The sequence below is a fragment of the Neisseria shayeganii genome, assembly GCF_014054965.1.
GTDB classification, from domain to species: Bacteria; Pseudomonadota; Gammaproteobacteria; order Burkholderiales; family Neisseriaceae; genus Eikenella; species Eikenella shayeganii.
This window is the reverse complement of the sequence record NZ_CP059567.1, coordinates 1,455,889-1,469,950: the sequence shown is the minus strand read 5'-3', so window position 1 is coordinate 1,469,950 and position 14,062 is coordinate 1,455,889. Positions and strand designations below refer to the sequence as shown.

The following is a 14,062-nucleotide window of genomic DNA, read 5'->3' as shown; positions in this document are numbered from 1 at the left end:
TACTCTGATATAAGGCGAGCTGCTTGGCGATTTTTAGACAAAACAGCTTGCCCTTTGTCTAAAGCGCAAGCATAATAGCCGCCGTTTTCCCGTTTCACACGACGATTGTTTAGAAGCAACACAACCATGAGCGCACAAACCCTTTACGACAAACTCTGGAACAGCCATGTGGTCCGCGAAGAAGAAGACGGCACCGTATTGCTGTATATCGACCGCCATCTGGTGCACGAAGTCACCAGCCCGCAGGCCTTCGAAGGCCTGAAAATGGCCGGGCGCAAGCTGTGGCGGGTGGACAGCGTGGTGTCCACCGCCGACCACAACACCCCCACCGACCATTGGGACGAAGGCATCAAAGACCCGATTTCCAAACTGCAAGTGGACACCTTAGACGCCAACATCAAAGAATTCGGCGCCCTGGCGTACTTCCCGTTTAAAGACCAAGGGCAAGGCATTGTGCATGTGATGGGGCCGGAGCAGGGCGCCACCCTGCCGGGCATGACCGTGGTGTGCGGCGACTCGCACACCTCCACCCACGGCGCGTTCGGCGCACTGGCGCACGGCATCGGTACTTCCGAAGTGGAACATGTGATGGCCACCCAGTGCATCACCGCCAAAAAGTCCCAATCCATGCTAATCGAGGTTTCAGGTAGCCTCAAGCCCGGCATCACCGCCAAAGACGTGGCGTTATACATCATCGGCCAAATCGGCACCGCCGGCGGCACCGGCTACGCCATCGAGTTTGGCGGCGAGGCCATTCGGAGCCTGTCGATGGAAGGGCGCATGACGCTGTGCAATATGGCCATCGAAGCCGGCGCCCGCTCCGGCATGGTGGCGGTGGACGACAAAACCATTGATTATGTGAAAGACAAACCCTTCGCCCCTAAAGGCGAACAATGGGAGGCCGCCGTGGCCTACTGGCGCACCTTGGTGTCCGATCCCGGCGCCGAATTCGATAAAGTGGTGCGCCTCAAAGGCGAAGACATCGAACCGCAGGTGACCTGGGGCACATCGCCGGAGATGGTGCTGGACGTCAACGGCAAGGTGCCGAACCCGGCCTTGGAAAGCGATCCGGTCAAACGCGAAGGCATGGAGCGCGCCCTGAAATACATGGGCTTGAGCGCCGACACGCCGGTGCAGGACATTGCCGTGGACGTGGTGTTTATCGGTTCCTGCACCAACAGCCGCATCGAAGATTTGCGCGAAGCCGCCGCCGTGGCGAAAGGCCGCAAAAAAGCCGCCAATGTCAACCGCGTGCTGGTGGTGCCCGGTTCCGGTCTGGTGAAAGCGCAGGCGGAACAAGAAGGCCTGGACAAAATCTTCACCGAAGCCGGTTTCGAATGGCGCGAGCCGGGCTGCTCCATGTGTTTGGCCATGAACGCCGACCGCCTGGCCCCGCAGGAGCGCTGTGCCTCCACGTCCAATCGCAACTTCGAGGGCCGGCAAGGCAATGGCGGCCGCACCCATTTGGTGAGCCCGGCCATGGCCGCCGCCGCCGCCGTGGCCGGCCACTTTACCGACGTGCGCACCCTGATGTGATTGGCCGCCGGTCGGAATGACCGGAGCGGTTTTCAGGTAGCCCGATGTGGCGGGCAGACCGTAAAGTTCCGCTAAATGGGGCTGCCTGACCGCCGTTTTCAACGATAATGAGCCGCGCATGATGGTTGTCATGTGTTGTTTGTTGATACCGACCGAAAGGAGTCAAGATGAAAAAATATCTGATGTTTGTTGCCGCCGCCTTCGCTTTGGCCGCCTGTTCCAGCACTTGGCACGGCGTGAAAGAAGACACTTCGCGCAACGTAGAGAAAACCGGTGATGCGGTTAAAGCCGGCGGTCGCGCCGTAGGCGAAGGCCTGAGCAACACCGGCGACAAACTGCAGGAAATCAGCCAATAAACTTTGCATGAGGCCGTTCGGTCTGGTGCGCGAAGCGCCCCGAACGGCTTCCCCGATTCAGCGGCTGTCTCATTTCAGGCAGCCTTTTTTCCATTTTTCCCGCAACCATACAACCACTATGAAAGCTTTCACTACCCTCAACGGCCTGGTGGCGCCGCTCGACCGCGCCAATGTGGACACCGACGCCATCATTCCCAAGCAGTTTCTGAAATCGATCAAACGCGCCGGCTTCGGCCCGAACGCTTTTGACGAATGGCGCTATCTGGATCACGGCGAGCCGGGCATGGACAATAGCAAACGTCCGCTGAATCCCGATTTTTCGCTTAACCAACCGCGCTACCAAGGTGCGCAAATCCTGCTCACCCGCAAAAATTTCGGCTGCGGCTCCTCGCGCGAACACGCCCCGTGGGCCTTGGACGACTACGGCTTCCGCGCCGTGATTGCGCCTTCTTTCGCCGATATTTTCTTCAACAACTGCTATAAAAACGGCCTGCTGCCCATTGTTTTGAGCGAAGAAACCGTCGAACAGCTCTTCCGTGAAACCGAAGCCCAAGAAGGCTACCGCCTACAAGTGGATTTGGCGCAGCAAACCGTGACCACGCCTAGCGGCGAATCCTTCCCCTTCGACATCACCGAGCACCGCAAACACTGCCTGCTCAACGGCTTGGACGAAATCGGCCTCACCCTGCAGCATGCAGACGAGATCCGGGCCTTCGAGGCAAACCGCCGCCAAAGCCAGCCTTGGCTGTTTCAGGCCTGACAGCCGCGCTGGCCCTGCATCACAAAGGCTACCTGAAACTTGGCTTCAGGTAGCCTTTGGTCGGCAATCTATGCTGATTTTCCATTATTCAAAACAATAATTTGTCTATGTACCCCATCCACTATATCGAACCGGTGTTCCGTCCGCCCAGCGAGGCGCGTTCGCTGATTTTGCCGGTGACCAACGGCTGCTCGTGGAACCGGTGCACCTTTTGCGAGATGTACACCGCGCCGCAGAAAAAATTCCGCGTGCGCAGCCAAGACGAAATCGAAGCCGATTTGTTGCGCGTGGCCGAGGCCAGGCTGCCGGTGCGGCGCGTGTTTCTGGCCGACGGCGACGCCATGGCGCTCTCGCCGCGCCGCCTGCTGGCAGTGCTCGAAGCGGTCAAGCGCCATCTGCCGCAGGTCGAGCGCATTTCCGCCTACTGCCTGCCGCGCAACACGCACAACAAAAGCGCCGACGATTTGGCGGTGCTGGCGGCGGCGGGCCTGAAAATGGTGTATGTGGGCTGCGAATCGGGCGACGACGAAGTATTGCGCTTGGTGAACAAGGGCGAGACTTATGCCTCGTCACGCGAAGCCTTGCTGAAACTCGGCGCCGCCGGCATCACCCGCTCGGTGATGATCCTCAACGGCCTGGGCGGCACCCGTTTGAGCGAGCAGCACGCGCTGAACTCGGCCCGTTTGATGAATGATACCCAGCCCGAGTACCTCTCCACCTTGGTGGTGTCTTTTCCCATGGGCGAAGCGCGCTTGCGCAGCGGCTACCCCGATTTCGAACTGCCGGATACCGTGGGGCTGATGAAAGAAATGGCGTTGTTTTTGTCGCAGCTACAACTGCACAATACCGTGTTCCGCAGCGACCACGCTTCCAATTATCTGGTGCTCAAAGGCCGGCTCAACCGCGACAAAGAAGCCCTGCTGGCCCAAGTACACGCCGCCATCGCCGCGCCCGAACAGGCCGGTTTGCGGCCGGAATGGCTGCGGGGATTGTAAGCTTTTAGGCCGGTGTTTGAAGCGCAAGACAGGCTACCTGAAAATTTTCAGGTAGCCTGCTGTCAAATTAGCTTTTGGATATGGGGGAGGAAATTGTTCAAGTTGACAAATGTGATGTCATACATGCTGCTCAAAGCATTGCATTGATTGTCTTCCAAATCGATGGCCAAAACGATGAATTGTGCGGCCGGCAAGTCTAAACGTTGTTTGAGGCGAATGTATTTGTCGATATCGCGGCGGAACTCGCCCGATTTGCATTCCACCACCACAGGTTGCTTGCCTTTGGTGAGCCAGACAACATCCAGCTCGTGAACATCGGCGTTGCCAAATTCGATTTTCACACCGCGGGCACACGAAAAAGTGTGAGATTCACATTTTTTCATTTCATTCAACAGACTGCCAAGTGCCCACCATTCGAGCCATGCGCCATTGAAGAATTTTTCAATGGCCGAGGCTTTTTGCAACTTGAGGCGGATGATTTTGTCTTGCTTTTGATAAAAGTAACTGCCAAACAGGCTGTGGCTGTAAAATTCCCGGCAGAGTTTGTTGAGTGATTGGGCTGCTTTTTGCGGCATTTTGGATAAGTCGATGTTCAAGCCGGCATGTTTGTTGCGGTAAGCCCAGTTGATTCGGCCCAGCAGGTCTTTATGGTCGGCATAAGGGTTGGCCAGTGCTTGAGCCGCCTCATCGAAGTAGCCGCTCATGTCTACTGCGGCATAGTCAAACACAGGCTTGATATTTTTCGAAGAGAACCAAGAGGCCAGCGGAAAATGTTGCTCGGGCGTGGCCAACATGCTGGTATTGTGGATATCGACGTTTAACAAAGCCGTGTTTTCCGGTGCTTCGGAATTGGATTCTTCAGCTTCTGATTCTTGCAAGGCTGAGACCTTTGCAAAACCTCCAGATGTGGATGCAGTTCAAGGCGTAGCAGCGCAGTGAACGTGAACGCCAGGAATCCCTGTGGGACAGACATATCATATAGATAGGCAAGTGAGCGAGCAGCGCACAACGCAGAAATGCGCCGCAGATGGGGGTTTTGCAAAGGTCTCAGGCTTTGAGTTCGCGGGCAGTTGCCAAATAGCGCTCTAATAGTTTCTGCACAAAAAAGACGGTATCGTAAACGGAAACTGGATGCTGGCAACGGGCGCAGGCAATTTGCCCCATGCCTTGCTGGTAGGGATGTTCGGCTACGGTTCCGCATTGGTTGCAGCGGTAAATACCCATGTGATGATTCTTTTCGGTTTCGGTGTTTTGATGGGGCGAATAATTCAGGGCTACCTGAAAACGCACGGTTTTCAGGTAGCCCTGAATGGTATTTTAGGCGGCGATGTTTTGATTACGCAGCAGGCAGATGAGTTTGGCGATGCGGGCCTTCATTTCTCGGCGATCCACGATTTGGTCGATGGCGCCTTTTTCCAGCAGAAACTCGGCGCGCTGGAAGCCTTCGGGCAATGTTTCGCGCACGGTCTGCTCGATCACGCGCGGGCCGGCAAAACCGATCAGAGCATTGGGTTCGGCCAGCACCACGTCGCCAAGGAAGGCAAAGCTGGCGGAGACGCCGCCCATGGTGGGATCGGTGAGCACGGAGATAAAGGGCAGCTGCTTGTCGGCCAAAAGGTGTAGGGCGGCGCTGGTTTTGCTCATCTGCATCAGTGAGTTGAGGCCTTCTTGCATGCGGGCGCCGCCGGATGCGGCCACGCAGATGAAGGCGGCGTTGTTATCTGCCGCTGCGCGCACGCCGCGCACGAAGCGCTCGCCCACTACCGAGCCCATCGAGCCGCCGATAAAGCGGAATTCGAAGGCGGCCACCACGGCGGCTTGACCGTGGATTTCGCCTTTCATCACCACCAAGGCATCGTCTTCGCCGGTGTCTTTGCGGGCGGCGCTCAGGCGGTCGGGGTATTTTTTGCTGTCTTTAAATTTCAGGATGTCGCTGGGTTTGACGCCGGCGCCGATTTCTTCACGGCCGTGTTCGTCGAGCAGCAGGTTGAGGCGTTCGCGTGCGCTCAGCGGGGTATGGTGGCTGCATTTGGGGCACACTTGGTGGTTTTGCTGCAGGTCGGTGGCGTAGAGCACTTCGCCGCAGGCGGGGCATTTGCGCCACAGGCCTTCGGGAATGCCGGATTTGCCGTTGTCGTCGCGTTTGATTTTTGGGGGGAGGATTTTGTCTAGCCAACTCATGGCTTGCTCCTTAAGGATGCGGATGGGTAGGGCACGGCCGTTGCACAGTGTCTGGCCGGGCTGCCTGTTGTGATGGTTTGGGCGTGTTGCCGAGCGCTTCGGCCGTCGCTGACGTTGGCAGCCACAGGCAGCAAGAAACGCCATACTGGCTGAGACCTTTGCAAAATCCCCATCTGCGGCGCATTTCTGCGTTGTGCGCTGCTCGCTCGCTTGCCTATCTTCATGATATGTCTGCGTTCGCTGTGCTGCTACGCCTTGAACTGCATCCACATCTGAGGGTTTTGCAAAGGTCTCAGGCTACCTGAAAGCGGACGCAAAAGCGTTATGATAGTCTGCTTGGGCACTTTACTCAATCTTTGCGTACAGATTGCTTCGGTAAAGATGGGGGGTGGAGGCTGGCCATGATGGCGGTATCGGGGGAGCTTGCTGCCTGCTGCCGCCCCATCGCTGCGCTGCTGTCAGTCATCCGGCGGCGGGCAGGTTTGGAGGCCGTTTTCCAAAATGTCACGGCCCATGGCTTCCACTTCCTGGGTATGGCGCTTGGCATCGGGCGGAGAATTGTGTGGCACACTCTTGCACGAAAGACGGGCGTAAGCGCGCTTGCTCTTCGGCCGGCTAAGCGTTGGGCGTAGCGGCACCGTTCTGCCTGTAGGTGGCCAACAGTAATGTCATCAGCGAGGGCAAGGTGATTCGATGTGTCATTCGGCATCTCTTGCGGATGCGCGGGAATCGGCCTTGGGAGGCAGAGCGCCGGCTATGGCGGCCTTCAAACCGTGCACCAAAGCACCGACGGCTGCGGCTTCTCGGCCGGGATGGGTTTCGATTTCTTTGACGATGCGGCTGCCGATGATGACGGCATCGGCCACGGCGGCGATTTGGCGGGCGCTGTCGGCGTCGTTGATGCCGAAGCCCACGCCGATGGGGATATGGATGTGGCGGCGCAGTACGGCCAATTTGGCGGCCACGTCTGCGGTATCCAGTGCGGCGGAGCCGGTAACGCCTTTGAGAGAAACGTAATACACGAAGCCGCCGGCCAGCCGGCCGATTTCGGCCATGCGCGCCTCGCCGGTGGTGGGCGCGACGAGGAAAATGGTGTCGAGGTCTTGGGCGCGCAGTTCGCGGTGAAGCGGGGCGATGGTTTCGATGGGGCTGTCTACGGTGAGCACGCCGTTGACGCCGGCTTCGGCGGCGGCTCGGGCGAAGTCGGCATAACCCATTTTGTGGATGGGATTCAGGTAGCCCATCAGCACCACGGGGGTGTGGCGGTTGCGTTCGCGGAAGCGGGCGGTGAGGGCAAGCACGTCGCGTAGGGACACGCCTTGCGCCAAAGCACGCTCGGCGGCGCGCTGGATGGTGGGGCCGTCGGCCATCGGGTCGGAGAAGGGAACGCCCAATTCGATGATGTCGGCACCGTTATCGGCCAGGCTGTGCATCAGCTGCAGGGTGGTGTCTAGATCGGGGTCGCCGGCGGTGATGTAGGTAATCAGTGCTGGGCGGCCGTTGAGTTGTTGGAAAGTGTGTTGGATAGTGGTCATGGTGCTATGGGTGTTGTTAGGCGGGAGGCTGTCAAGAGATCAGTTTGGCGGGATGGCAGCTGTCTGCATGGCGCGCCACTGACGGAAAGTGTCCAGTAGTTTGGCGGCCAGGGCATTGTCTCCCGATACGGTGATCATCAGATAGGCTTGGGCGCGTGTCATGGCGACGTACAGCAGGCGGGTGCTTTCGGTTTGGTCGCGGGTGGTTTTGTCTTTCAGGTAGCCTGCGCCCATCAGCATCACGCGTTGGAATTCCAAGCCTTTGCTGCTGTGCATGGTGCACACGGTCACGGCTTCTTGATCCGGCTGGTAGCGGCGACGGGCAGATGGGTTCTGTAAGGCTTGGCAGGGGATGTTTTTGGATTTTAACAAGGCGCACACATCGTTGCATTGGGCAGAGGTGTGGCAGAGAATGGCGATGTTGCTTAAGGGATAGGCTTCGGCGCGCCATTTATCCAGCCGTTCGCCTAAGAATGCCAGTTCTCCCTGCCAAGAGTCGCAGGCGCGGACGAAGGGGGACAGGCCGTTGTCGCCGGCGGCTTCGGGCTCGAGCAATGGAATGCCGTCTTCTCCGCCGTCACGGGGCTGTATTTTGTTTTGGGAAAATAGATAGGCAAAGCCGATGATTTCTTTGGTGTTACGGTAATTCAGGCGCAGGATGCTGGTGCGGCCGCGGGCTTGGATGCCGACGCTTTTCAGGCTGAAGCCGAGGCGGTTGCCGTTTTGATAAATGGCTTGGGCATCGTCATAAAGCAGCAGCAGGTTTTGTTGCTCGTCGGTCATGCGGACGGCCGTTTGCAGCCAATCGGCATCAAAATCGTGCCCTTCATCGATTAACACGGCGCCGTAGCGGTGGTCGGCGGTAATTAGATCGTCACGCACGGCGCGGATGGCAGCCAATTCCGTGCCTTTGTAGTAAGGCAGTTTTCGTTCTTCAGGTAGCAGGTTGATGCCGTGCTGTTTGACCAAGGCGCTGCACCAACTGTGGAAGGTGTGTACTTGAACCTGGTCGGCCACGCCTTTTTCCGCCATCACGGCACGCAGTTTGGCGCATAAGGCGGCGTTGTAACACAAAATCAAAATCGGCTTGTCGGTTTGCTCGGCCAAATAAGCAGCACGAACGCCCAAGATCAGGGTTTTGCCGGAACCGGCCACGCCGTGGATGACTCGGTGACCGCCCCCCATGCTGCGGGCGAGCTGTTCTTGTTGCACATCCATGATTTTGATCATGTCGGCGGTGACGGTAATCGGTTTGGCGGCGGGCTCAAGCTGCGTGGCAGGGGGCGTATCGTCTGTGCCGTCCAACAGACTGAGCTGCTGCGGGGTATTGATGCGGATTTCGGGGAACAGATACCAGCGAATCAGGTTGATTTCTTTCTGGCTCAAGGAGCAGGGAAAGGGGTGTTCAAACATGCCGTGCAGGCGCTTGAGTACGCTGGCACGGTTTTTTTCTTTCAAATCGTCTTGGTAAAGGGCGAGGTGGCGGGGCAGAACGGCATTCAGGCTGTCGGCTTGGATGCGTTGGCAGATATCGGGATAGGAAAAGCCGGTAAATACGGCGCCATAGGCGTAGGGAAAGCGCAGATTGCCGATGTGGCGGCCTTCGTCTTGTTGCAGGCGTTCGTCTTTCTTAAGCAGGTTCACAATATTGTGGACATAGCTGCGGGCTTGTTCTAAAGGGGCTTTGAAGACAATTTGTTTCAAACTGCCTTCGATCAGCACTTTCCATGTGTCCCGGTTCAGCTCGGCCAGCTTGAGCTTGAAAATATTCCAATCTTTCACTTCCAAGCACAGCAAGCCTTTATCGGGCATCAGAATGATGAAGTCGGCGTACAGCCGTTGTTTTCCTGCGGGTGTGTTGTACCAGACCAGGCAGTTGTCGTCCAAATGGGTTTGTAAAAATCTGGCCACCCGCCTTTCTCCTGCGGTGTCCATGTTTTTGAGTGTTGTTTCGTTCAGTGGGGGAATGAATTGGGCCATTTGGATGTGTGGTTAGGACGAGGGGGACGGTGGTTTGCGGTGTCGGATGAGTCGCTGTGCCGGGAAAAGCATCCGGTTTGCGAGGGGCGTAGGATACGCTTTCCGGCAGCGAAAGGCTACCTGAAAAGGGGTTTCAGGTAGCCTTTGGCGTGCTTAGGGCGTGTCGTCACCAAGCGTTGCGGCGGTATTTTTGGTCAAAACCCGCATCTGCGGCGTTATCCTCCAAGGGGACGCAGAAAATGCTCGCAAGATGTCCCATCTTGCTGCGCTGGCTGGTTTGACTAGCGAAGCGTGCCAAACCGCCTTCTTCGAGTAAGCCTGGCAGCTGCAGATTTTGCCTCGGTAGCGTAGCGGACTTGCGAAGCTAAAAAACCGCTTCGCTAGCATGATAACGACACGCCCTAGGCCGAATCGACATTCATCTGGTATCTTTGGCGGATGACCAAGACCAAGCATCCGCGGCCCCGCCGCTACGAATTAACCCAAACCCAATGGGAGCGGATCGAAGATCTGCTCCCAGGCAAGGCCGGTGACCCCGGGCGTACGGCAGCGGACAACCGCAGCTTCGTCAATGGCGTGCTGTGGGTGTTGCGCTCCGGGGCGCGCTGGAGCGATCTGCCCACGCGCTACGGAGCCTACAAGAGCGTGCACAAGCGCTTCACCCGCTGGGCGGCCAAGGGTATCTGGGAGCTGGTGTTCCAGTCCCTGATTCAGGATCGAAGCAACGAGTATCTGATGATCGACAGCAGCATTGTCCGGGCGCACGCACAGGCGGCGACCGGAAAAGGGGGGCGGCACACCCGGCTCTGGGGCGTTGCCGAGGAGGTCTGAGCACGAAGATCCACATGGCGACAGATGGCCAGGGCCGACCGGTGCGATTCATCCTCACTGGCGGCCAGCGTAACGACATCACGCAAGCCCCAGCGCTGCTGGCCGGGTTCAAGCCCAAGTACGTCTTGGCCGACAAAGGCTATGACAGCCGGCAACTGGTGGCGCTGATCCAGTCGCTCGGCGCCCAGGCGGTGATCCCGCCTCGCAGCTGCCAGCAGCCGCGTGCCTACGACAAAGCACGCTACCGGCTACGCAATCGCATCGAGCGTTGCTTTGCCAGGCTCAAGCAGTTCCGCCGCATCGCCACTCGTTTTGACCGCAAGCCCTCTCACTTCCTGGCTTTCCTCTATCTCGCATCAATTACCTTGTGGGTGGGTTGAATGTCGATTCGGCCTAGCAGGGATGCCGGCTTAAGGCCGGATGGCGTCGGCCGCGCGTTCGATGCCTTGCGAGAGTGATTCGACCATGGCGGGGTAGCCGTCGCCCTGCTGCGGGGTGCGGATGTCGAAGGGGCGAGTGCGGCCGTCGGGCCATTGGGCGTAGCCGCTGACGACGGTGTGGCCGTGGTAAGTGCCTTGGAATTGCTCGATGTAGATTTTCAGCACTTGTGCGCCGTGCTGGCGGGTGTGTGGGGCATAGAGGCCGCTGCCGCTGCGGTTGAGGCGGTTGCTGAAGGCGGCGGCGAGGCTTTGCTCCAGCGGGGCGGCCCACAGGTTTTGACGGGCGAAATTGAGCTGCAGGGCGTCGGTTTGATAGACCAATCCGCCCTGATCCAAGGGGGCGGCTAAGATGATTTGTACGGCGGTGGCGGGGCCGTTGCGGCCGGCAGGCGGGAGATAGGCGCTGTCGGGCAGGGTGTAGTAGTGAGCTGGCGGAGTGGCGGCGCAGGCGGCCAGTAGGGCGGCGGTCAGGCAGGCGGCGAGTAGGGGAGGGCGCGGCATCAGCGGCTTCCTTTCGGGGTGGGATCAACGGTGTCTGAATTGAAAATCAGGGCGTTGGGTTGTTCTTTCAGGGTGTTGAGTATCGGCGAGGCGTCGCGCAGGGTGCGGTCGATTTGGCGCAGGGTGTTTTGCACATCGCCGTAAACGGGCGATTGCGGGGAGATGCCCTGCAGGGTGGTGCGCAGTTCGGCCAGGGTGCGGTTGAGCTCGGCCGGAATCTGCTGGGTTTGCGGTTTGCCGAGCAGTTGGTTGGCTTGGCGCAGGGTGGCTTTCAACTCGGCCAGGCTGCCGTTGAGTTCACCCACGGTTTTTTCGAGCGGCAGACGGTTGAATTTGTCGAGCAGGGCGGAGAGCTGTTGTTGCAACTCGCCGAGGCCGCCGCCGGTGCGGCTGGCGATGACGGTGTCGCCGCGGTAGCTGGCGGCGGGTTTGAGGGTGTTTTGTGCGCCGGGGGCGTCGGCCAGTTCCACATACAGGCTGCCGGTGAGCAGATTGTTGCTGGAGAGGGTGGCGGTGAGGCCGCGCCTCAGGGCGCGGTCGATTTGGTCGCGCCAGGCTTCTTGGCTTTGGCTGTCGGCGTTCATTTCGAGGCGGGCGGGGTCGATGCGGATGCGCACGGGAATCCAGCCTTTGTCGAACAGGCTGAGGCTGTCGTTGCGCTCGAAATACGGCACTTCGCTGACGGTGCCGATGGGGATGCCTTTGTATTCGACGGGGGCATCAATGCTGAGGCCGCGGATGCTGTCTTTGAAGAAGACCACGTAATAGAGGGAGCGTGCTTCGGGCAGATTGTCCACTTCGGCGCGGCTGGGGTAGAGGGTGAACAGGGTGTTGTTGCCGACCGGGCTGCCTTTGCCGCCGCCGGCGGGCTCTTCAAAGGCGATGGCGCCGGAAATCAGGGCGGGCAGGGAAGGGGTGTCGATTTTGACGCCGCTGCCGCCGAGTTCGACATTGATGCCGCTTTGCAGCCAGAAGCGGACGTTGTTGCCGATCAGCGCTTCGTTGGGGCTGTGGATGTAAATTTGGTAGGCAACGGTTTTGCTTACCGGGTCGAAATCGGCGCTTTCCACGCTGCCCACGCTGATGTTGCGGTAGGTGACGGGACTGCCGCTGCTGAGGATTTTGTCGCTGCTGCCTTTGAGGCGCAGGCGCAGGCCGCTTTTGCCGAAGGCCGCTACCGGCGGGAAATCGGCTACCTGAAAAGTGTCTGCGGTTTCTTCGCTTTTGCCGGGCACGAAGGCGATGTAGGAGCCGGAAACCAAGGTGCCCAAGCCGGTGATGCCACCGGAATCGACACGCGGTTTGACAATCCAAAACTGGGTGTCTTTGCGCATCATGTCTTTGGCATCGGCATTGAGGCGGGCGGTGAGTTCCACGCCTTGGCCGTCTGGGCGCAGGTGGATGGCGGTGATGCGGCCGACGTTGACGTTGAGCACTTTGATGACGGTGTTGTCCACTTCGATGCCGTCGGCGTCGGCCAGATGCAGCGTGATCTCGGGGCCGGTTTGGCGCAGGTGCTGCATATACAGCCAGGCGCCGGTGAGCAGGGCGATGAGGGGGATCAGCCACACCATAAAGGAAAAGGTGCTGTTGCGGCGGATGCGGGCTTGGGGAGGTGTGTGGTTCATGTTCGGAAACTCGTGAGGCGGGCGCGGTTTCAGGTAGCCTGTTCGGCGGTCTCGGACGGATGCTGGGAGGCCGCTTGGGCGGGCTTGTGTGCGTGGCGGGCTTTGTCCCACAACAGGCGGGGGTCGAAAAAGTGAGCCGACAGCATGGTTAACAGCACCACCAGGCAGAAAAAGACGGCGGCTTCGCCGGGCACGACGCGGGCCAGATGGGTGCGGAAAGTGGACATCAGCATCACGATGACGAAAATATCGATCATCGACCAGCGGCCGACGGCTTCGGTGATGCGGTAGAGCGCGGCCAGTTTCTGCGGCGGCATCAGCAGCCGGTAGCGGGCCGACACGATCAACACCGCCATGGCCAGGATTTTCAATACCGGCACCATGATGCTGGCGCTGAAAATGATGGCGGCAATCACGCGGTCGCCTTTGTCCCACATATAAATGATGCCGCTCAAGATGGTGCTGATCTCCACCGCGGTGGGGTTGGAGGATACCATCATCACCATCAGATTGGCCGGAAAGTAGAGAATCACGGCGGCCAGCAGGAAGGCGGTGCTCAAACCGAGGCTGTAAGGACGGCGGCGGTAGAGCGCAGAGCCGCAGATGCCGCAATGCTCTTCATTTGCCGGCCGGTCGTACAGGCATTTGCTGCAATTGAGCGATTCGCCTTCGATCTGCGGCGGCATCCGCTGGCCGTTGAGGCGGCGGATTTGGTAGTACACCCAATGTTCGGGCACCGATTGGGCGGTGCGGATCAGCAGCACGGAGAGCACGAACATCAGCCAAAAAGCGGGGCCGAAATGCACGGTGGCGATGCTGCTCAATTTGATGTAGGCCACCAGCGCGGAAATAAAAAACACGTCCACCATCATCCAGCCGCGCAGGCGCACCAGCGCACGGGTGGCGGCGAGCAGAAAGGGCAGCGGGCGGTTGAGCAGCAGCGCGCCGTACACATAAAGACACAGCAGGCAGAAAACCAACGGAGAACCGAAGGTGAGGGCAAACATCACTTCGGCCAGAAAGCCGAATTCCTGCACCACCAACACCCGCATCATTTCGGGCAGGGTGAGATAAATGCTGCTGCGCGGCATGGTCAGGTGCATAAACAGCTGGCTGAACACCAAATACAGCACGGTGAGCGAAGCGAGCGCCAGCGCCGGCGGCAGCATAAAGGGGTTGGCTTCCACGCGCGCCAAGGGATGGCCGCAGCGCGGGCAAAACGCGGCTTTGCCCTGCGTGAGCGGCGGAATATCCAAACGCAGGCCGCAGGAGTGGCAGTTGAGCGGGTGCGCGCGCATGGTGGCCCGGGGCAGCGGTCG

The 14,062-nt window shown here is 59.1% G+C and carries 15 protein-coding genes; 6 read left to right on the top strand and 9 right to left on the bottom strand.

Annotated elements, in window-relative coordinates; translation table 11 throughout:
* Positions 1 to 126: 126 nt before the first annotated feature.
* From leuC to H3L94_RS07105, 4 genes are all read left to right on the top strand, one after another.
* Positions 127 to 1,536 (top strand): 3-isopropylmalate dehydratase large subunit, encoded by a 1,410-nt coding sequence (gene leuC / locus H3L94_RS07120; RefSeq protein WP_182121448.1) that lies wholly within the window; start codon positions 127 to 129, stop codon positions 1,534 to 1,536.
* Positions 1,537 to 1,703: 167 nt separating this feature from the next.
* Complete coding sequence (locus H3L94_RS07115; protein WP_182121447.1) at positions 1,704 to 1,892, top strand: hypothetical protein; 189 nt, start codon at positions 1,704 to 1,706, stop codon at positions 1,890 to 1,892.
* A gap of 118 nt (positions 1,893 to 2,010) precedes the next feature.
* Entirely contained in the window at positions 2,011 to 2,652 is a 642-nt protein-coding gene (gene leuD / locus H3L94_RS07110; protein ID WP_040660092.1) for a 3-isopropylmalate dehydratase small subunit, read from the top strand.
* A gap of 107 nt (positions 2,653 to 2,759) precedes the next feature.
* Entirely contained in the window at positions 2,760 to 3,647 is an 888-nt protein-coding gene (locus H3L94_RS07105) for a radical SAM protein (protein ID WP_182121446.1), read from the top strand.
* 62 nt (positions 3,648 to 3,709) lie between these two features.
* Here the strand turns inward: H3L94_RS07105 and H3L94_RS07100 are convergent, their stop codons facing one another.
* The 4 genes from H3L94_RS07100 to accD all read right to left on the bottom strand — a co-directional run bounded on the left by H3L94_RS07100 (position 3,710) and on the right by accD (position 5,828).
* Entirely contained in the window at positions 3,710 to 4,525 is an 816-nt protein-coding gene (locus H3L94_RS07100) for a PDDEXK family nuclease (RefSeq protein WP_182121445.1), read from the bottom strand.
* Positions 4,465 to 4,689 carry an ATP-dependent exonuclease gene (locus H3L94_RS12505; protein ID WP_425325911.1) on the bottom strand — a complete coding sequence of 75 codons (225 nt, stop codon included), beginning with the start codon at positions 4,687 to 4,689 and terminating at the stop codon, positions 4,465 to 4,467. The genes H3L94_RS07100 and H3L94_RS12505 overlap by 61 nt, the downstream gene beginning before the upstream one ends.
* A 5-nt stretch (positions 4,690 to 4,694) precedes the next feature.
* Positions 4,695 to 4,871 (bottom strand): hypothetical protein, encoded by a 177-nt coding sequence (locus tag H3L94_RS07095; RefSeq protein WP_182121444.1) that lies wholly within the window; start codon positions 4,869 to 4,871, stop codon positions 4,695 to 4,697.
* 93 nt (positions 4,872 to 4,964) lie between these two features.
* Positions 4,965 to 5,828: an acetyl-CoA carboxylase, carboxyltransferase subunit beta gene (gene accD / locus H3L94_RS07090; RefSeq protein ID WP_009118484.1), complete on the bottom strand. Its 864-nt coding sequence runs from the start codon at positions 5,826 to 5,828 to the stop codon at positions 4,965 to 4,967.
* Positions 5,829 to 5,986: 158 nt separating this feature from the next.
* Here accD and H3L94_RS12870 point away from each other — a divergent pair, with 158 nt between their 5' ends.
* Entirely contained in the window at positions 5,987 to 6,133 is a 147-nt protein-coding gene (locus H3L94_RS12870) for a lipoprotein signal peptidase (RefSeq protein WP_342355405.1), read from the top strand.
* A gap of 393 nt (positions 6,134 to 6,526) precedes the next feature.
* On the opposite strand, the gene trpA is transcribed toward H3L94_RS12870, so the two are convergent.
* Together trpA and H3L94_RS07080 are read right to left on the bottom strand one after the other, a co-directional pair.
* The gene (gene trpA / locus H3L94_RS07085; RefSeq protein WP_182121443.1) at positions 6,527 to 7,363 is read right to left on the bottom strand and encodes a tryptophan synthase subunit alpha; all 837 of its coding nucleotides are present in this window, start codon (positions 7,361 to 7,363) and stop codon (positions 6,527 to 6,529) included.
* Positions 7,364 to 7,402: 39 nt separating this feature from the next.
* Positions 7,403 to 9,298, bottom strand: coding sequence for a 3'-5' exonuclease (locus tag H3L94_RS07080; protein ID WP_280525478.1), 1,896 nt, complete (start codon positions 9,296 to 9,298; stop codon positions 7,403 to 7,405).
* A gap of 483 nt (positions 9,299 to 9,781) precedes the next feature.
* On the opposite strand from H3L94_RS07080, the gene H3L94_RS07075 reads away from it, so the two are divergent.
* Positions 9,782 to 10,554, top strand: a protein-coding gene (locus H3L94_RS07075) for an IS5 family transposase (RefSeq protein ID WP_182121441.1) whose coding sequence is annotated in 2 segments (ribosomal slippage) — positions 9,782 to 10,136 and positions 10,136 to 10,554 — 774 coding nt in all. Because the reading frame shifts where the segments join, the coding sequence is not laid out codon by codon here.
* 30 nt (positions 10,555 to 10,584) lie between these two features.
* Here the strand turns inward: H3L94_RS07075 and H3L94_RS07070 are convergent.
* Genes H3L94_RS07070 through H3L94_RS07060 form a run of 3 tightly spaced genes read right to left on the bottom strand, consistent with a single transcriptional unit; the run spans position 10,585 to position 14,041 of the window.
* Positions 10,585 to 11,115, bottom strand: a complete 531-nt coding sequence (locus H3L94_RS07070) for a PqiC family protein (protein ID WP_182121440.1) — start codon at positions 11,113 to 11,115, stop codon at positions 10,585 to 10,587.
* Positions 11,115 to 12,743: an intermembrane transport protein PqiB gene (gene pqiB / locus H3L94_RS07065; protein ID WP_182121439.1), complete on the bottom strand. Its 1,629-nt coding sequence runs from the start codon at positions 12,741 to 12,743 to the stop codon at positions 11,115 to 11,117. Before pqiB ends, H3L94_RS07070 begins: the two co-directional genes overlap by 1 nt.
* A 29-nt stretch (positions 12,744 to 12,772) precedes the next feature.
* Positions 12,773 to 14,041: a paraquat-inducible protein A gene (locus H3L94_RS07060; RefSeq protein ID WP_182123129.1), complete on the bottom strand. Its 1,269-nt coding sequence runs from the start codon at positions 14,039 to 14,041 to the stop codon at positions 12,773 to 12,775.
* Positions 14,042 to 14,062: the final 21 nt, after the last annotated feature.